This is a genomic window from Citrifermentans bremense R1 (genome assembly GCF_000426865.1).
GTDB lineage: Bacteria > Desulfobacterota > Desulfuromonadia > Geobacterales > Geobacteraceae > Geomonas > Geomonas bremensis.
Genome location: NZ_AUGE01000036.1, coordinates 11,761 through 29,515 on the forward strand (window position 1 = coordinate 11,761; position 17,755 = coordinate 29,515).

The 17,755-nt window shown below is 55.3% G+C and carries 14 protein-coding genes and 1 pseudogene; 2 read left to right on the forward strand and 13 right to left on the reverse strand.

Annotated features, from left to right (window positions below):
* Positions 1–5: 5 nt before the first annotated feature.
* The 8 genes from K419_RS0116805 to K419_RS24425 all read right to left on the reverse strand — a co-directional run bounded on the left by K419_RS0116805 (position 6) and on the right by K419_RS24425 (position 12,869).
* Complete coding sequence (locus K419_RS0116805; RefSeq protein ID WP_026842586.1) at positions 6–2,426, reverse strand: ATPase, T2SS/T4P/T4SS family; 2,421 nt, start codon at positions 2,424–2,426, stop codon at positions 6–8.
* Entirely contained in the window at positions 2,410–3,717 is a 1,308-nt protein-coding gene (locus K419_RS0116810) for a sensor histidine kinase (protein WP_026842587.1), read from the reverse strand. Before K419_RS0116810 ends, K419_RS0116805 begins: the two co-directional genes overlap by 17 nt.
* The gene (locus K419_RS0116815; RefSeq protein ID WP_026842588.1) at positions 3,714–4,385 is read right to left on the reverse strand and encodes a GTP-binding protein; all 672 of its coding nucleotides are present in this window, start codon (positions 4,383–4,385) and stop codon (positions 3,714–3,716) included. The genes K419_RS0116810 and K419_RS0116815 overlap by 4 nt, the downstream gene beginning before the upstream one ends.
* Positions 4,382–5,986 (reverse strand): HD domain-containing phosphohydrolase, encoded by a 1,605-nt coding sequence (locus K419_RS0116820; protein WP_026842589.1) that lies wholly within the window; start codon positions 5,984–5,986, stop codon positions 4,382–4,384. The genes K419_RS0116815 and K419_RS0116820 overlap by 4 nt, the downstream gene beginning before the upstream one ends.
* A gap of 17 nt (positions 5,987–6,003) precedes the next feature.
* Complete coding sequence (locus K419_RS0116825; RefSeq protein ID WP_026842590.1) at positions 6,004–6,816, reverse strand: response regulator; 813 nt, start codon at positions 6,814–6,816, stop codon at positions 6,004–6,006.
* Positions 6,817–6,818: 2 nt separating this feature from the next.
* A complete protein-coding gene (locus K419_RS0116830) occupies positions 6,819–10,049 on the reverse strand; it encodes a PAS domain S-box protein (RefSeq protein ID WP_226377723.1) in 3,231 nt (1,076 codons plus the stop codon).
* A 345-nt stretch (positions 10,050–10,394) separates the two neighbouring features.
* Positions 10,395–11,702, reverse strand: coding sequence for a sensor histidine kinase (locus K419_RS22255; protein ID WP_084154262.1), 1,308 nt, complete (start codon positions 11,700–11,702; stop codon positions 10,395–10,397).
* A gap of 450 nt (positions 11,703–12,152) precedes the next feature.
* Positions 12,153–12,869 (reverse strand): ArdC family protein, encoded by a 717-nt coding sequence (locus K419_RS24425; RefSeq protein ID WP_404813207.1) that lies wholly within the window; start codon positions 12,867–12,869, stop codon positions 12,153–12,155.
* A gap of 477 nt (positions 12,870–13,346) precedes the next feature.
* Between K419_RS24425 and K419_RS24155 the strand changes: the two are divergent.
* Positions 13,347–13,655 (forward strand): annotated as a pseudogene (locus tag K419_RS24155) (transposase family protein); the annotation flags it as partial.
* Positions 13,656–13,793: 138 nt separating this feature from the next.
* On the opposite strand, the gene K419_RS24430 reads toward K419_RS24155, so the two are convergent.
* The 5 genes from K419_RS24430 to K419_RS23645 all read right to left on the reverse strand — a co-directional run bounded on the left by K419_RS24430 (position 13,794) and on the right by K419_RS23645 (position 17,437).
* Positions 13,794–14,201, reverse strand: a complete 408-nt coding sequence (locus K419_RS24430; protein ID WP_084154264.1) for a DUF6527 family protein — start codon at positions 14,199–14,201, stop codon at positions 13,794–13,796.
* Positions 14,198–15,379: a ThiF family adenylyltransferase gene (locus K419_RS0116850; protein ID WP_026842593.1), complete on the reverse strand. Its 1,182-nt coding sequence runs from the start codon at positions 15,377–15,379 to the stop codon at positions 14,198–14,200. Before K419_RS0116850 ends, K419_RS24430 begins: the two co-directional genes overlap by 4 nt.
* Positions 15,354–15,605 carry a multiubiquitin domain-containing protein gene (locus K419_RS0116855; RefSeq protein WP_026842594.1) on the reverse strand — a complete coding sequence of 84 codons (252 nt, stop codon included), beginning with the start codon at positions 15,603–15,605 and terminating at the stop codon, positions 15,354–15,356. Before K419_RS0116855 ends, K419_RS0116850 begins: the two co-directional genes overlap by 26 nt.
* A 462-nt stretch (positions 15,606–16,067) precedes the next feature.
* Complete coding sequence (locus K419_RS0116860; protein WP_198013125.1) at positions 16,068–16,532, reverse strand: MarR family transcriptional regulator; 465 nt, start codon at positions 16,530–16,532, stop codon at positions 16,068–16,070.
* Positions 16,533–16,615: 83 nt separating this feature from the next.
* Positions 16,616–17,437 carry an ATP-binding protein gene (locus K419_RS23645; protein WP_156912230.1) on the reverse strand — a complete coding sequence of 274 codons (822 nt, stop codon included), beginning with the start codon at positions 17,435–17,437 and terminating at the stop codon, positions 16,616–16,618.
* Positions 17,438–17,630: 193 nt separating this feature from the next.
* On the opposite strand from K419_RS23645, the gene K419_RS24440 reads away from it, so the two are divergent.
* The coding region (locus K419_RS24440) for a transposase (RefSeq protein WP_026842597.1) at positions 17,631–17,755 on the forward strand (125 nt) is incomplete at its 3' end.

Sequence of the window (17,755 nt, forward strand, 5' to 3'; positions counted from 1 at the left end):
TCTCCTTAATGAATCTCCTTGGCGATCCCGCAGTGGGGGCAGTTCAGCCATTCGGCTTCGAGCTGCACCTTGCAGCTCTTGCAGAAGTTGCGGCGGAAGGTCCCACAGAAAGGGCAGAATAGGAATTTAGCGTCCACAACCCTATCGCAGCTTTCGCAGCGCCGCTGATATACCAGTTGCGGTCCCATCACCCGCAAAAGCTCCTCCAGCGTCGTCATACCCAGGCGTACCTTTTCCAGCCCGTCCTCAATCAGGGTCCGCATTCCGCCTGTCCTGGCCATCTCCAAGAGTTCAGTCTCCTTGTACGAGGTGCTGATGAAGTGGCGGAAATCCTCGTTCATGGTGAAGAGTTCGTAGATCCCGATGCGCCCACAGTACCCGCTCTTGTTGCATCGCTCGCACCCCTTGCCGCGCGTCACAGTCTCCCCCAGGAAACCGGCAGGAACCCTGAGCAGCTCCAGGAGGTCGGGGTCGGGGGGGACCTGGACCGCGCAGTCTGGACAGATCCGCCGCACTAGCCGTTGCGCGAAAAGTCCTTCCAGCGCGGAGCCTATGATGTAAGGCTTCACCCCCATGTCGATCAGCCTGGTGATGGAGGCGACGGCGCTGTTGGTGTGAAGTGTGGAGAGGACCATGTGCCCGGTGAGCGACGCCTTGAACGCTACATCCGCCGTCTCCGCATCCCGGATCTCTCCCACAAGGATCACGTCCGGATCCTGCCGCAGCGTCGCGCGCAGGACGCTGGCGAAGGAGAGCCCGATCTTGTCCCGCACCGCGACCTGATTTGCATCCTCGACGAAATACTCGACCGGCTCCTCGATGGTCTCGAAGTTCTTGCTGCTCTCCAGCATGGTGGCGAGAATGGAGTAAAGCATAGTGGTCTTGCCACTGCCGGTGGGGCCGGTCGTGATGATAACACCCTGCGGTTTCTTAACCATGGTCTTGATCTTCTTAAGGTCGTCCGGAAGAACGCCCAGCTCGGAAAGCTCCTTTATCGCAGCGCTCTTGTCCAGGATGCGCAAAACGACCTTCTCTCCGTTCAGCGTCGGTAGCGACGCCACCCGCATGTCAACGATTCTGGTCCCCGCCTTAACCGTGATCCTGCCGTCCTGTGGCTTTCTTCTTTCGGAGATGTCCATTTTGGAAAGGATCTTGACGCGGGAGATGATGGCTGCGTGCAAATCTGAAGGGATCTTTATCTTATTGTGCAGCAGACCGTCGATACGGTAGCGCACCAGGGTGTACTTGGTCTTGCTCTCGATGTGGATGTCGCTTGCATGGTAGCGAATGGCCTCGGAGATGATCGCGTTCACGATCCGGATCACCGGCGGCACCTCGGAAGAGCCGATCAGCTCAGGGATGCTGACGTCGTTTTCTTCGTCCTCGATGACGATGTCTATCTCGTCGATCGGTTCCAGATCAGAGGTAAGCTGCGACTGGTCAAGCTCCTCCTCGGAGTAGACCCGCTGCAGGAGCTGTATCACCTGGGTGCTCGAAGCAAGCTTCGGCGTGACTGTAAGGCCGGTCATCATAGAGATATTGTCCACCTTGTAGATGTCGGATGGGTCCGCCATCGCCAGGGTGAGCTGCCGCCCGACCATCCTGATGGGGACGATGCGGTTACGCTCGCACAGATCACGGGGCAGGAACCTGACGGCTTGCGTCACGATTTCGGTGCCGACAAGATCGACGTACTCGATATTGAGGGCACTCTGCAGCGCCTTCACTGTCTGCGCCTCGGTCACAACTTCCAGCCGCGCCAGGGTGTCGCTCAGGAACTCCCCAGGGAGTTTTTCCCGCGAGGCTAGGTCCAGATCCTTCACCTTCACCAACCCTGCCTTCTGCAGGATGCTGCCCATCATGCCTCGGTTCTCGTCGAAGAGGGTGGCGTAGTTCTTGATGCGCTGCTGTTGGGAGCGGGTCAGCTCCTTCAAGGACCGGTTTTCCTGCATCAGGACATACTGTTGCAGTGCGAGGCTCACGGTGAGCCGGAGGTCGTCGTCGTTCCACGGTTTAGTGATGAACTTGTAGACTGCGCCGTCCTTGACGGCACCCATGACCGAATTCACGTCGGCGTACCCGGTGAGCATGATCCTGATGGTCTGGGGCCAGCGCTCCTTCACGGTCTTCAGGAGTTCGGAGCCTGTCATCTGGGGCATCCGGTGGTCGGAGACGACGAGGCTTATCTGTTCCTTCTCCATTACGGCGAGAGCCTCGGCTCCTCCAGGCGCGGTAAAGAGGCGGTAGTTCTCCTCCATGAAGATGCGCCGCATCGCGGAGAGCACTCCAGGTTCGTCATCCACGAAGAGGATTCCGAAGGCGCGTGGGGGGGAAGACTTGCCCTGATCGGCAGGGAACTCCACCGCCGTCGTCTCGCTTTCGCCCGGCCTGGCGGCCGCTTTAAACAGGTCAGAGTACTTCGACATCGGCTGGTCCTTTTGGTACGGCTATGGTCACTACGAACTCCGCGCCGCCTCCGGCAGCATCGGTGACGGTGATGGTGCCGTTAAGCTGTAGGGCAGCCTCCCATGCGACGGCGAGCCCCATGCCGGTCCCAGAGCCAACCGGGCGTGTTGTGAAGAAGGGATGGAAAATCTGGTCGCGGAGCTCTTCGGGGACGCCGGGACCATCGTCGGCGACGCTCACCCTGATGTGTTCTCCATCGTAGCGACTGGACACCGTTATAGTTGGATGCGGGCCGCAGTGCACCAGTGCGTTCTGGATCAGGTTAAGGAAGATCTGACTGGCCAATTGCGGCGGACAGGTGATCGCGGGAAGCGCCTGCAGCTCGCGGACGATCTGAGCCTTGTCGCGGAGCTGGTGCGACAGGACGCTCAAGGTCCGCTCCAGTTCGACGTTCAGATCTACCGGCATCTCCTCCGCCTCGTCTACGTGGGAAAATCCCTTGAGGTCCGCCACAATTTGGGCGACCCTCTCCGCTCCCCCCACGCTCTGCGACATCAGATCCCCGACGTCCGCCACCACCTGCTGCAGCTTCAGCTCCCGCCACTTCTGGTCGGCCTGCTCGACGAGCACCCGGATGGGAGGGTCCAGTTCCAGGCGTTCGCGGTAGAATTGCAGCATGACAGTGAAACGAGCCACGTACTTTTGCAAAGTGTGCAGGTTAGAGATCACGAACCCGAGCGGGTTGTTGATCTCGTGGGCGATCCCCGCGGCTAGCTGCCCTATGGCCGCCATCTTCTCTTGCTGGAACAGGTGTACCTGCGCTTTTTTGAGTTCCTCGGTCCGCTCTTTCACGCGCAGTTCCAGGTTTTGCGCTAGTTCGCGGTAACGCGCCTCGGACTTCGACAGCTCCGCGTTGATCAACAGCTGTTCCTCGAACGACCTTTTCACCACTGTGGTGTGGATCTCGGTGGTAAGCATGCGTTTCAGGTTGTTTCTCACCATCGTATCCAGCGCGACCCTAAGCAATTCCGCGAGTGCCTGCAGCTGTTCCTGCCGCGACGGCTCCCCGCTCACCTGAACCCGAGCCACCGGCTCCCCCTCCAGAAAGAGCGCAAGGTCTGCAACCTGCTCGCTCCCCTCCGTGGGCACGTCCACCTTCCAGAGCACCTCCCCCTTTTGGTCCACCAAGCATGCGTTGGCGGCGCCAGCAGACACAGCGCCTTGCAAAAGGGGCAGCACGTCGGCATTACAGAGGAGGTCGCGCAGGTCCCTCTCCTCCCCGACAACATAGGTCAGCCCGTCCGCCGTCATCTTGGCTCCTCAAGTTCGTCCTGCACCGTGGTCAGCTTCGCCACGAATTCCTCTTTGGACAGGCCGTGCTCCCCGGCAAGACGGAAGCGTTGATCTATACGGTCGAAGACCAGGCCGACCAAGGCGGTAAAGGTCTCGATCACGCCGGCCCCCTCGATAGCGCTGGCCATCAAGACCGGTATACCGGTAGGCTGCCAGGTACGGATGATGTCCGACTCGGGAAGGCAATCCGGCAAGTCTCGCTTGTTGAACTGGATCACGAGTGGAATTGTTTCGATGTCTAGTCCGGTCTGGGCCAGGTTCCGCTCCAGGTTGTCGAAGCTGGCGAAGTTGCTCTCCAACTCGCTCAGCTTCGAGTCGGCGATAAAGGCAACCCCGTCGCTTCGCTGCAGCACCGCCTTCCTGGTGGCGTCGTGACAGACCTGCCCCGGTACCGTGTACACCTTCACTTTGATCCTCAGTCCGCTTGGGGCGGTCAGGAAGAAGGGGAGCAGGTCGAAATAGATGGTGCGGTCTCCTGTCGTGTCGAGCAGCATCAGTTCGCCGCGTCCCTGCCGAATGAGGCACTCGTGGAGTTGCAGCAGGTTCGTGGTTTTGCCGGAGAGGGCCGGGCCGTAATAGACCAGCTTCAGCACCATCCGCTTTTCGTTCTCGTCGTACTCGATCATGGGTCGTCCCGGAACCGTGGGTCATCTTTTACGAAGACCCCGCAGGCTGGGGGGTCGATGCTATAGTAACGGGCCAAGGAGACGATCTTGCCAGCATCGAGAAGCGTCCCCACGGTAAGAAGCAGCAGCCCCGTGCCGCTGTAAAGGTCGCGGGTGATCTGCATTCCCTCGACCAGATCCCCTGGCGAAAGCTCCCGCTCGGCCTCGGCATGGCGCCGCGTCTCGGCTTTCAAGCTGCGCGCCGCTGCTTTCAGGTGCAGCTTCGGGCCCTCCGTTCCTTGCGCCTTCCAGTCAACGAACACCCCGCCAGCAGGGGGGTCGATCTTGTAGTGGCGCGCCAGGTTGGCGATCTGGTATTCGTCCAGCCTCGTCCCCTTGCTTAGCAGCAAAAGGCCGGAACCGGTGTAGAGGTTGCGGGTGACCACCATCCCCTCGAGGAGCTGCTGGGGGCGGAGTTCCTTTTCGACAGTCGCGGGCATTTGCTGGCTGGGAGGATAGACTTCGCTTAGGTGCGGCTTGATAAAGGGGAAGAGGGCGGGGTCGAGCCGGTGCCCCATTTCTTTTTTTACCCGCTCCAGCATCGCCGCAACCGCCGCCTCGCCCTGGTCTTCCGCCAGCTCCCGGTCGATGAAATCGGCAAAGGCTATGATCCTCGATCCCAGCGGGATGTGCTCCCCCGCAAGGCGGTCAGGAAAGCCGGTGCCGTCGTAGTTCTCATGGTGGTGACGGACGATTACCCCCGCCTCCCTGAGCTCTTCCACCTCGTCCAGTGCCGTTTGTCCGCGCACTGCGTGCTGCATGAAGATCTCCCGCTCCTGGCTGCTCAAAAGGTCGGTCGATTTGGCCAGTATCGCCCCAGGAAGCCCAATCGCCCCGACATCGTGCAGAAGTGCTGCGTTCCTCAGTGTCTCGACCAGCTCCTGGGGGAGATGAAGCTCCTTAGCCACCCGCAATGAGAGTTCGGTGACGTTGGTGGTGTGCTTTTGCAACCGGATTGAGTGTTGCTCGATGAGCCGGGAAAAGGCAACTATGGTGTTGCGGAAGGCCTTGCTGATCTGCTCGCTCCTCTCCTTGAGCACTTGGTTCTGTCGGCGGATGGTCGCGGTCTGCTCCATGACGCGGCTTTTAAGGCTGCTGTTCCACTCAGATAGCTCCGCATTCTGCCGCTCCACCAAGGCCGTCAGCCGTTGGTTTTCCTGCAGTAGCCGGTACTGTTCCACTCCCTCCATGATCGCAAGCCGCAGCATCCCTTCATCCCACGGCTTCGTGATGTAGCGGGAGGCACCGCCCTTGTTGATGGCATCAATGGTGGCGGCCATATCTGCGTACCCGGTCAGCACCATCCGAACCGCGTCCGGCGCGATGCCGCGAGCCTTGTGCAGGAATTCTGCCCCCTGCATCCCCGGCATACGCTGGTCCGACAGTATCACTGCCACGTCGGGATGCTGCTTGAGCACCTCCAACCCTTCCGTCCCGCAAGTTGCGGTGAGCACTTCGAGGTCGTCCTCCTCAAGGAGCAGTCTTCCTATAGCGCGCAGGATGTTCTCCTCGTCGTCCACCAGAAGCACCCTGGAAATAACGCCAACCTCACCTGTCGCCATCGCTTCACCTTTTCCTGTCACTGGTTCCTCACAAGCGTCAGTACCACGCCCGCCTCCGCTTCGCCCGTCGTTCTGAGCCTTTCTACCCGCAGTCGTTTCCCGTCCATGTCGAAATCCCTGCCGCCGCGTTGCCCCCAATTCTCCTGTAACACGGCGCACAGTTCCGCCGGCAGGGCCGTGGCGGCCCGCTCACCCAGCACCTCATCCGGCAGGATCCCGAGAATCTGAGCGGCCTCCCGGTTCATCTGCAACACGATTCCGTCACCGGTCACGCCTACCACCCCAAATGGAAGCTGATCGAGCACTCTGCGGGCATGCAACAGCGCCTTGTCTTGCAGGGCCAGTTCCAAGGTGCGCTCTTCCACCAGCCGCTCCAGCTTGGCGTTAACCTCTCTGAGTTCCATGTTCTTCAGGCGCAGCTCTTCGGCCAATTGCAGATTGCGGCGCTGGGCCTCGAAATGTTCGATCGCCTTGTTCACCGTTACCCTTAGCTCATCGTCGTTCCACGGCTTGGGAATGAACTTGTAGATCTTCCCCTCGTTGATGGCCGCGACTACCGCCGTTGTGTCGGCGTAGCCTGAGAGGATGATCCTGATGCACTCAGGGTGGAGATCGAACGCTGCCCTTAGAAACTCGACGCCGTTCATCCCCGGCATTCGGTAGTCGGAAATGATAACGTGCACCTGCTCTTCCTCGTGGAGGAGTTCAAGACCTTCCTGTCCCGAGGAGGCGGTGAGGATGGTGTAATCGTCATCCAGAAATATCCTCTCCAGGGAACGAAGAACGTTCTTCTCGTCATCGACGCACAGGATGCGGATAGCCCTTTCCATACCTATGCTCCCTCCACTGGCAGCACAACGCTGAATGTAGTTCCCTTTCCAGGTGCGCTTTCTACCTCGATACTGCCACCGTGCTTCTTTATGATGTCGTAGCTGATGGAAAGCCCCAGGCCGGTTCCCTTGCCGACCTCCTTTGTAGTGAAGAAGGGCTCGAAGATCCGGTTCTGGATCTCGTCAGGGATACCACAGCCGGTGTCGCTGATCGTCACTTTGACGGTCTCTCCGAGGCAGCGGGTGGTGATGGTCACCTCGCCTTGTACCTCGATGGCATGAGCCGCATTGACCAGGAGGTTCAGGAACACCTGGTTCAACTGATGCGGGAAGCATTTGATGGGGGGAAGCTCGCCGTAGTCACGGTTCAGGGTCGTCTTGTACTTTAGCTCGTTCCAGGCGATTGTTACGGTGCTCTCCAGGCAGTCATTGAGATTCACGTACATGGTTTCGGCGTCGTCGACCCGGGAGAAGGTCTTCAGGTTCTGCACAATCGTCCTTACCCGATCCGCTCCGTCCATCGATTCCGCGACCAGATCCGGCGCGTCCCGCAGAATGTAATCGACTTTCAGCGTCTGCCTTGCCTCCGTCAGTTCCACCAACACCTCGGCTGAAGCGCATTGCACCAACTTCGCCGACTGCAGCGTCACAAAGCTGCTGATCCTTTCCAGGTATTTACCGAGAGTGCTCAGGTTGCTCGATATGAACCCCACCGGGTTGTTTATCTCATGCGCGACCCCTGCGGCGAGCTGCCCTATGGAGGCCATTTTCTCCTGCTGCAAAAGCTGTGAGTGAGTGGCTTTTAGTTCCTGGTATGCCGTCGCGAGCTGTTGTGAAACCTCCTTTACTTCGGTCAGATCGTGCAGAGTAATCACCTCTCCCTGCCCTTGGTCCCAGGTATAGGCATTGAGCGCCAGCCAGCGCTGGGTCGGCTGGTGCAAGAACTCGCCGTCCACCCGCCCATCCAGGTCGAGCCCGACCTTTTTCAACAGCACGCGCCAGTCGCAAGAGAGCAGGTCGTTGAAGCTGCACCTCACGAAGCTCATAAAAGCACGGTTGCAGCGTCTGATGGTGCCGTCTTTTTCCACCAGGACGACCATGTCGTCTATGCAGTCCATGGTCTGCTCCCACTCCCGTTTTCCCTTTTCAACCTGGAGGAACAGCTCCGTGAGCTGTTCGTGCTTTTGCAGCAGTTCGTCCTGCTGTTGTTTGAGCCGCTGCTCCGCCTCTTTGGCCTCAGTTATGTCCTCCTTGACCGCGAGGTAGTGGATGATGGCGCCTTTGTCATCGGCGATAGGGGAGATAGTGGCGCTTTCCCAAAACGAGGTGCCGTCCTTGCGCCTGCTCTGCAACTCCCCGTGCCAGGGCTTGCCGGACCTTGTGATGCGGCAGATCTCTTCGTACACCTCCGGCGCCATCTTTAACATCATCACGTTGTTGCCGAGGGTCTCCTCCTTGCTGTAGCCGGTTGCTTGGCAGAACTTGTTGTTGACGTAGATAATTTCCCCGTTCAGGTCGTGGATGAGGATCGAGCTTGCCGTCTGCTCCACAGCCTGAGCCAGCAGACGCAGCGACTGCTCAGCCTCTGTTCTCGCAGTAATGTCGTGCAGGGTCTCGACCACCGCGACCACCTTGCCATCACGGAGTACCTGCGAGGCATTCACCAGCAGTTGGCGTCGTTCCCCGCTAATTCCATTAAACCACCTTTCAGCCTGCAAATTTCCCCGCTGCACGATTACGCGCTCAAAGCCCGTTTCCACGACCTCGATCCCTTCGGGATCGCGGTCGACCAAAAGATCGCTCAGTGTCGGTTGTGGCTCGTGGTAGAACGCCTGCCAATGCCGGTGTGTTCCCATGACGTCGCAGGAAGCGATTCCGGTGAGGTCGGACAAGGCCTGGTTCCAGACGATGACCTTGTGGTCGCTGTCTATCACGAACAAGGGGATGGAGGTGCTTTCCAGCAGGTTTCGTGCAAATTCACGCTGCTCGCAAAGCAGCTGCTCCAGCATGACGCGATGAGAGATGTCGCGGAAACTGCCGCGGACACCCAAGTCCCCCCCATCGGGGGAGGTCACCGCATGGCAGGTGTAGTTGAACCAGCGGGGCACGCCCTGCTTCGTCACCAGACGCAGGTTGAGGTCGACGAGGTCTTCATCCCGGCAGCAGTCACTGCTGTGGGCGCGCCAGGCATATATGTCGGAGGGATGGACAATAGACTCCAAGAGATCCGGCGTCTCCATGAATTCACGATCGGTGTAGCCTGTGAGCGCCAAGCAGTTGGCGGAAATGTAGCGGACAGACTGGTCCGGGTTTCTCAGCATGGCGAGCTCAGAGGTAAAATCGGCGACGATGTGGTAAACTTCCTGGCTTTTCAGGAGCGCCTCCTTCTTCCGGTCCATGGTCTCGACCATTTCGTTTACCGCGTGGGTGAGCGATTCCACCTCGTCGCCGCTCTCATTTACAAGCACCCGCTCCTTGCCAGTCTTCGAGGGAAGGGTCTGTACATGGTCGATCAACCGCAGCAACGGCGAGGTGATGCTTCCGACTAAGAAGCCGAGGAGAACCCGTGCTATCCCGATCGTGAGGATAAAGGCAGCAGCGAAGAACCAGCGAGGTTCGTCGAGCGGCGCGAGGATCTCTGAGGCGGGGTACTGGCTCACCACGAGCCAGTCGGCAGATTTAAGCGGCCTTGCCGCTGTGATCTCGCGTTCGCCGTTGGAGTTGGTGTCTTCATGCGCTTTGTAAATATTGCGGTTTCGCAGAATGATGCTATCCAATCCAGGGGATTTTCCCGGCGGCAGATACTCCATGACCCGGCGCTGATCCGGGTGCATGATGATGGTCCTGTTTGTTCCCAATATGAAGAAAGTGTCTTTCTTGCCGAATTGGAGGTGGGCGAAACCAGCAAGGGGACCTCCCTTCATTAGATTCTTGTGCCCAGCCAGGATGCCAGCTACGCTGCCGTCTGGTCGGAGTATGGGGGTGCTGAAAGTGACCGTCGGGTACGGCTGTGGAGTTCCGGAGAGGTAGGGAGCAGAGATATGCGGTTTGCCATCTGCAAGCGTCATGGCCAAGTAGTCCCGGGACTGCACCCGGGTCCCCACCTTCCCGTTACCTGTGGGAATAGCGGCTAGGATCCGGCCGCTGGAATCGATGATCTCGACTCCGCCATCGAAGAAGGTAGCTGCGGACCTGTTTTCTAGAGCCCTTTGTAAAGGTTCCTGGTGGAGCATGTGAGGGTTAATCTTACGGGCCGTCTGCAAAAGCAGGGTTTGCACCTGTGAAATGTCCTCGTCGAGGTGGTGTGAGGCGGCGTCGAGTACAGCGTCATGTTGCCTGCAAAGGCCTTCTTTAATGACATTGGCCAGATAATGGTAAGAGGCAAGCGTAAGGACAGCTGCCAAAGAGGCAATCAACAGGAATACTGCCCACGTCATTTTCGTCTTAATGCTCATGAGGCACTCTCCACGTAGACAGTAGCATATAAGAGGCTGAAGTGTTATCTTCGCTTCCACAGGGCATTGGGTGCTCAGAATATATCGGTTTCAGGCGCTGGTCCTTGAGTCAAACTATATTAATTATTGATAATTGTGAGTGTTTGAGAAATGGCGGAAAATGGCGGGAGGAGATGCAGCGGTCAATGAGGATAGGCGCGGGAACATGATTCTTATCTGTGTCCCGGTACTGTCGCTCTCAATGAAGATACGCCCACCGTGGCCGGAAATGAACCGCTGCGCGATGGTGAGGCCGAGGCCTACATGGCTTTCAGGCGACTTCGTGGTGAAAAACGGTTCGAACATCGACTCGATCTGCTGTGGCGGTATTCCCGCTCCGCTATCAGAGATGAAGATTTCGGCGGCCTCGTCATTGGCGGTGACGGACACCTTTATGATGCCGGGATCGCCTCCCAACGCTTCGCAGGCATTCTTGAGCAGGGCCACCAGCGCCGTATTCAGAAGCGTCAGCGATCCTTTCACGAAGACATCTTGTTCCGGACCGGACCAGATCACCTCGGTCTCCGGCGGGGCCAGCACAGTCACTATCCTGACCAGCGGTTCTACCACCTTTCCAAGGTCCAGCTCGTCAGTTACCGGATTGGCAAGCCCCAGTTCCAGTTGTGCCAACTGCTGGATGATAAGCGCCATGCGCTGTCCCCCCTCCTGCGTTTCCTGCAGCAGACAGCGTAGATCACTGCGGATCCGCGGCAGATGGAGTTCCTTTTCCAGCGCGCCGAGCAGTTCCGCTTTCCCCGGAGCAGCTTCCAAAAGCTCGTGCTTGATCTCGTCGCTGAAACGCAGCAATGAAGTTGAATACCGCTCTAGCGTCCTGATATTGCTCATGACATATCCGAGCGGGTTGTTAATGTGGTGTGCGGCTCCCGCTGCTAATCGCGCCACGGCACTGACCTTTTCCTGCTCGACCAACTGGCCTTGTGCCTGCTGCAGTTTTATCAATGCCGCTTCCGCTTTCTGCCACGCCTCGCTTAACTCGGATTTCTGACGTGAGCTGCGGATTGCAGCTCTGATACGGGCCAGGAGATCGATATGGTTGCAAGGTTTTATGATGTAGTCATCCGCCCCCATTTCGAACCCGGCTGCTATCTGTTCGAGGCTCGAGTGGGTGGTGAAAAGGACGATGGAATAAAGCCGGGGCTTGAGTCCCACCGCCTGCAGCACCTCCACTCCCGACATGACCGGCATCTCCACGTCCAACAGTGCAACATCTGGAGGAGCCGATTCGAGGAGGTCGAGGCCCGCACGACCGTTGTCGGCCTCTAAAACGGAGTATCCTTCCTGCGTCAGCAACTCACGTACGAATTTACGTAAGGCTTTGCTGTCGTCAATGATGAGCACTACCGGCTGCTTTGGCTGTTTTGTCTGTTCCATAGCATGTCAATCCGTGAGTAGCTTTTCTTGAGATACGTCTACTTCTTTATCGGCAGATCGAAAGGAGACTGTACTCTTTTTTTGCAAAACACGGAGACGGCTGGCGAACATCAGCGGTCGCCGCTACGGCTTTGATTAGCTATGCTGGCAAGGCACAGTTATCGGTGACACATAATTTACCTAACTTTTTCGACCGTTGGACTGCAGTCGGTACTTACGGCACATTGGCTGTTTCCGTTTTTCAGCATGTCAGAAGTGGAGGCGGGATTATGAAGACGGGCTTTGGCCCACGTTTGGGGCCCGAAGGAGTTGCGGGGGCCACCACACCCGCTTTGCCGAGCCTGACGAAGGTTTCGAAAGGGAGGCCGTGGCCATCGGCGGTAGGGTGACGTAGATCTTGCCGCAGCTGGTCTGCGTAGTGACACTGGGAGGGCGCTGGACGGGACTTTTTCATAGATCCACCTCCTTACCGAAACAACGCGCGCAGAGCGGCGTCCGAGGCATAAGGTGGACATGTACCAGTAAGGTTTTGTCGTTCTTGAGCGCCTTAAGCCACCCCTTGATATATGCAGCACTGTTCTCGATGGTCTTCTGTTCGATACCAGTATGGCCACATAGGAACGCTGCCGACATCTCGGCGACCAACTCCTCTTTACTGTATTCGTGGCTGCCAAAGTACGATGGTTCCAGTATCCCTTTCCGCCCTACCCTGCTGGCATGACCGGTAGCATGGGATAACTCGTGATACAGACAGCAGTAATATTCCTCTCGTGATTCAAAGGAGCCAAGGTGTGGTAACTGCGAATAATCCAAGGCTGGTGAGTAATAAGCCCTATTGCCACCGAACCTAATATCGGGTCTCAGTGGCATTCCAATAGTGATCTGCTCTGGCAACGGTAATGGCTGGTGATCGTTGATTGCCACGGTAGGCTCAGGCTCCTTGACACCCTCCGTCTGCTCAAGGTTGAAGATACTGTAATACCTGAGCAGGGGTACTTTACCGTTAAGGCGTTCCTCACTATCAGCACCATCGGTACCCTTACGATCTACCCATTTCCAGAATACCACCGGTACACTGCGCGATCCCTTGATGACATGGCCACCACGGTCTTGAACTTGCTTATAAGTCAACCAGTATGGGGAGGCGTACTCCTGGCAGGCCAGCATGAACACGTTGCCCCCTCTGTACTCGCGACCGCTGATGTTCCTCGGGTAGTTGCTACCTGCGTATCATGTCTTCCTCGATGGTACGGTTCCTTGCTCCAATAACTCCATGATTCGACTGTTGATGACATCGTAGACTTTGCACATGGTTACTCCTCCTTTTGGTTATATAGGACACTGGACGCACGTGTGCCGCAATGGCAGTTACGTCATGTCCTGTTGGTGATGAAGGTTCGTTTAGGGGGGACTGTTGCGAGAAGGGATGTTGGTAAGGAAGAAACAAAAAGGGGCTAACCTCTGACGGCTATACCCTTGATGTTACTTTACAAATATTATAGGGGGGGCGAGGTTCGGAACTTCACTTACGGGTCCCATACTTCAGATATCACCCTGCACACGCTCCTGTATATGGCTCTTCAGGGTTTTCCGTGGGTAACAAGATCTGATTTGCTATAATCCCTCCATTAAAAGGGGGGAGCTATGAGAGATACCGACCTGTATCGCCACCTGCTGGGTCTGGAGTCGCCGTGGACTGTTGCAAAGGTCGACCTGCCAGTATCAACCCAGCGTGTGGATGTTGCCGTTGAGCATCCCAAAGGCCAGAAGTGGCCTTGTCCGGTCTGTGGTGACTTGCTGCCAGTCTACGATCACTCGGAAGAGAGAGTCTGGCGGCACCTTGATAGCTGCCAATTCCAAAACTTCTTACATGAGAAGAGGCCCCTCGCCCCTAGGCACCGGCTTTACAGCGACGGATACTACATCAGGATGCTGCTTCACATGATTCGGCTTCTTCTTCCCACGTTTTTTCGCTTTCTTCATCGAGTGCGGTTCCTTTCGCAGTCAGCGCATTTCATTAATCTCCCTGTCTTTTGACGGGGCGGGGTTGTAGCATTCGAACACAAACAAAAAGTGGACTTAATGGCCAGCTTAAGACGGCCTATCCCAAAAAAGTTTCACCCAACGACCTATTCTCCGCAGAATTCCGCCCTCTTCATGATAGAGCGCATCAAGATATTCCCGTCGTCGCTGTTGTTCAGCCGAGCGGCCTGCAGTTATCTCCTCCTCTGTCCACTCCTCGGCCCAACAGATCCGGCCCCTATCAATGAAATAATGCGATCTACAGGGTAATTGCCAGTTTCCCACTGACGGATAAAGTGTAGGGCCTCTCTCTGTCTCCTCAACACACCATTCAGTCGGGCCTAATGGAGTCCGCACCTTTGCCCCACACCCGCATGGGCATAGGTGTGCGGCTGTACCGAACTGCTCTGAGACGTACAGTACGCCGACCTTCAGTTCCTTTGGCATGTAATTCACATATTGCAGTTCAATCCTCATGTCTCTGATTCCCCGACTATCTTTTGGTCACATATATCATATAAGACATTGTAATAAGGGATCTCCTCGAAGTAAAAACTTCGCAATTGCTTGAACCGAATCACCGCCAAGGCAGCGTTGAGTGCATTGAGTTCGCCGATCTGAATATTCGTCTTATACAAGTTGTCAGGATTGTCTGCAAGAGGAGCTACAGCCATGTCTTTTACTTTTGGGCCATTCTCCACAGAAAAGTATGAAGTACGCACCATTCCGCCTATTGGACCGTTCTTACGGCTGAGCCCCATTCCAACATCGATGAAAGGGATGCCCTTTTTTATAAGAAGATCAAAGATACCAGCTCTAGAGGAGCCCTTATCCACACATATGAAAGCAAAGGTGACCCCCTCGAAGTCATCAGTGCATGATGAGTCGACAAATTTAGCTTGCACTTTCAGCCCCGATCGAAAGTTCTCGTAGCGCGAACCATACACCTCCGCCTTTGGCTTACCTAATTCACCTTCATCAAGCCGTCCCGGGGAGCGAAAGGCATTGTGCACATGGAAATGGTCAAGATCAAATGCACGAATTTCCCGAACTGGAGTTTTAGCTAGAAAGTCCAGAACGTAGGCGCCAGTGCCACCAAGCCCTACTATGGCCACAACATCATCATGAAACTTGGAAGCCAAGTCCCCAATCTCTGCTCTACTCGTTAAAGTATCGTGGAATTTAAATACAGATTCTGAATTGTTCTGGGCGATCCGGAAGGTGTATGGGGTGACGTCGTAAAGTTCCATGGCTGGCCCTGAAATGATTGAAACATAACTCTCTATCTTTTCGTAGAAGTCTTGAAACTTCCCGCTGATGCGTGGCTTGTTTGAGAAGGACCGCTGTACTATCACATCGGGACAGGCCCCACTCAGTGCCAACTGAGTAGGGCCGCCACCTAAGTTTGGAATTGGCGTTCCATCAATGTTATGCGGCACTGATCCGGCGAAAAAGACCTGATGATCGTCCTGGACAACCTGGTTCTGATCGACAAAGACGAGCTTAGTTACAATGGCGCCGATTTCCAGCTGCCGCTGACCATTCAGGTAGGAAATGTCACGGATTACCATGTAATTACTGTCGAACCCGAGCGCGTAACCTTTTTCGGCCAAACGCCGAATGTCCTCGTTATGACTGACCAGTTTCTGAAACATTGAACACCATCCCTTCTTTGACTTTAACGGTGGCACCAAGGGACAGGATTCCCTCAGGCTTGTTCCCATGGCCGTTTTTGTACTTTACGGAGTACGTGATTTCAGGGTGCTGCATGTAGTTCGGTACTTCGAGGGATAACACCTCAGTGTAGGAGATCTCTCCCTTCGGCCACTCGTGCGGAGTGGCCTCGACGATGATAGTGACTGTCTTGTTGTTCCCGTCCATGTTGTTGTCTCCTTTTCATAATAAATTCTACCTTGCCAGGACTCGAGAACTGCGGAGGCCGAAGCCTCCGCCCGTCCTTTACCCCTTGCCAGCACCGTTTTTGGTTCTGTCTGCGATAACATAACCCTGTCCAGGTTTCGGTGTAGGCGGTAGCGGTTCACCGCGTACTACGGTGCGCTCAGTGCCAGTGTGCCCCCCGCGTGAGCCAATGATCTCATATTGACCCGATGCAGGGGCTTTACTTCCCGGTTTAATCGTCTTCATCCGTTTCACCTCCTTTCAGCACATGCCTTATTTGTTGCCCCTCCCCCGCAGTCGTGCCTGGCCAGAAACAGACAACCGCCGGAGACCCTTTTTAATTCTCCTTAAATTATCGTGTTTAACGAAGGACTAAAAAAATTTGGGCTTCTGGATGCTACACTAGCACAACTATTCTGGTTGTGTCAACAAGTTTAACCAGATTTATTTGCAAGGGCGGTAAATAAATTCCTTCCCCCCTGAGGGGGCAACCTCCTCCGACCGCATCAGATACCCCTCGGTTACAAGCCGCTTCAGTCGAGTGCTCGCGTTATGAATGGTGAGATTAAGATCCGCCGCAACCCTGGAGGCGGTCACAGCACCATTCTTGATAACATATCCAATCAGTTCTTCCGTCGCCGAATTCATCGGTGGCCCGATTATTTCAAAATCATCACCATTCCAAATCGTTAGCGGTTGTTCCTTCGCCTTTGCAGCGTACCGCCAATTGTCTATTAGATCTCTTGAATATAAATTTTGTAAAAAAAACCATCTTTCTCCACGATAGTGCTTTGCCAAGGAAATCACACTCTCCCTTGGAAAAGATGCGTCAGTGGCCACTATCCCTTCCAAAGAGATACCGAATACCTTTTCGAGAGGATGCGACTCGACAAAACTAACTAATTTCATGAAGATTTCACGACCTTGTACATTGCCAAATGGGTGATCGTCTGACGTTAGATCAAGAAGCTTAATTATGATTCTAGTCTGGTTCATTTTGTTAAATTAACGGGTTTAGAAGGTTTAGTCAAGAAAAAATCGAAGCATACATGGGTACCCTTTATCTTTGGCATTTCCAGTGTATGCGCAAATTGCAACAACTTCCCACCTCTGTACGAAAGCTTTAGCTCGAACGTTTCCTGACGTACAGAAATGTCAGCATTGTACTTGACTGCGTATCCTTGGCTACTGTTCAGACCTAACCCCCGACCATTGTCATCAGAGCATTGCACTTGGGATATCCCCCCATTTTCCAACACCTCCTTCAGAAGCATAACCCCTGACATTGGATCAGTTTCCTTGAATTTAGCGGCTAAGTCAGGGTAATGTTCAGCCAGAACGGGTCTTAGTGTACCAACAATTCCATCACCACTGTCGGATACAACTGTCTGAATATGAGGACGAGGATAACTATATTTCTGTAGTGCAGCAAAACCTGGAATCGGAGTATTCGAGTGTTCACAAACATTTCCAAACAACTCAGTAAAAATTGTAAAAGCTGCTAGTTCATATTTTGCACCTGCATGCACAACGAATTGATCTTTAAGTAGGCGTGGAATGGCTTTATCAGGTTGTTCAATGTCAATTTTTCCAAATTCAACAACCGCATTACTGTTCCCTCTATACTTATCTGCGGCGGAAAAGTTGGATCTGCAGGGGATAACCTCAACCTGCAGATCCAACTCATTCAGAAATCCAATTCGGTCGAAGTATGTTCTTGTCGAATCACACGCACTGAAATCGATCGTAACTTTTTTACCTTTCAAGACGAGCTGATTACATAAAGCCAACAACCGAGCCGCGGACTCCAGCAAGATACTACACCCTTGGGGTACCACAAACAGCACAGACTCACAGGGTGACGAAATAAGACACCCAGCCGTTTTTAGCGAGGATTCAAATGATTCAGTACCAACCCATTTGTTAGCTTCAAACTCAACCTGATGCTGCCCCGTTCTTGTGAACAGTCCGAAAAGCTGCTACAACCAGCGCAGCAGGAGGACTGTCATGCAACAGAAGAAGAGGAAGACCTACCCCAGAGAGTTCAAGATTGAAACGGTCAAGCTAGCGACCGAGGGGGACGCGAAGGTCCCCGAGATTGCACGTGATCTGGGAATCCATCCCAACACGCT

What these genes read in the sequence shown, in the direction of transcription:
- K419_RS0116825 (WP_026842590.1), bottom strand. Translation starts at nt 6,816, where the DNA reads ATGGAAAGGGCTATCCGCATCCTGTGCGTCGATGACGAGAAGAACGTT.
- K419_RS24425 (WP_404813207.1), bottom strand. Translation starts at nt 12,869, where the DNA reads ATGCTGGCCTGCCAGGAGTACGCCTCCCCATACTGGTTGACTTATAAG.
- K419_RS0116855 (WP_026842594.1), bottom strand. Translation starts at nt 15,605, where the DNA reads ATGGACGGGAACAACAAGACAGTCACTATCATCGTCGAGGCCACTCCG.
- K419_RS0116830 (WP_226377723.1), bottom strand. Translation starts at nt 10,049, where the DNA reads ATGCTCCACCAGGAACCTTTACAAAGGGCTCTAGAAAACAGGTCCGCA.
- K419_RS0116860 (WP_198013125.1), bottom strand. Translation starts at nt 16,532, where the DNA reads ATGAAATTAGTTAGTTTTGTCGAGTCGCATCCTCTCGAAAAGGTATTC.
- K419_RS22255 (WP_084154262.1), bottom strand. Translation starts at nt 11,702, where the DNA reads ATGGAACAGACAAAACAGCCAAAGCAGCCGGTAGTGCTCATCATTGAC.
- K419_RS24430 (WP_084154264.1), bottom strand. Translation starts at nt 14,201, where the DNA reads ATGAGGATTGAACTGCAATATGTGAATTACATGCCAAAGGAACTGAAG.
- K419_RS0116815 (WP_026842588.1), bottom strand. Translation starts at nt 4,385, where the DNA reads ATGATCGAGTACGACGAGAACGAAAAGCGGATGGTGCTGAAGCTGGTC.
- K419_RS0116805 (WP_026842586.1), bottom strand. Translation starts at nt 2,426, where the DNA reads ATGTCGAAGTACTCTGACCTGTTTAAAGCGGCCGCCAGGCCGGGCGAA.
- K419_RS0116810 (WP_026842587.1), bottom strand. Translation starts at nt 3,717, where the DNA reads ATGACGGCGGACGGGCTGACCTATGTTGTCGGGGAGGAGAGGGACCTG.
- K419_RS0116850 (WP_026842593.1), bottom strand. Translation starts at nt 15,379, where the DNA reads ATGTTTCAGAAACTGGTCAGTCATAACGAGGACATTCGGCGTTTGGCC.
- K419_RS0116820 (WP_026842589.1), bottom strand. Translation starts at nt 5,986, where the DNA reads ATGGCGACAGGTGAGGTTGGCGTTATTTCCAGGGTGCTTCTGGTGGAC.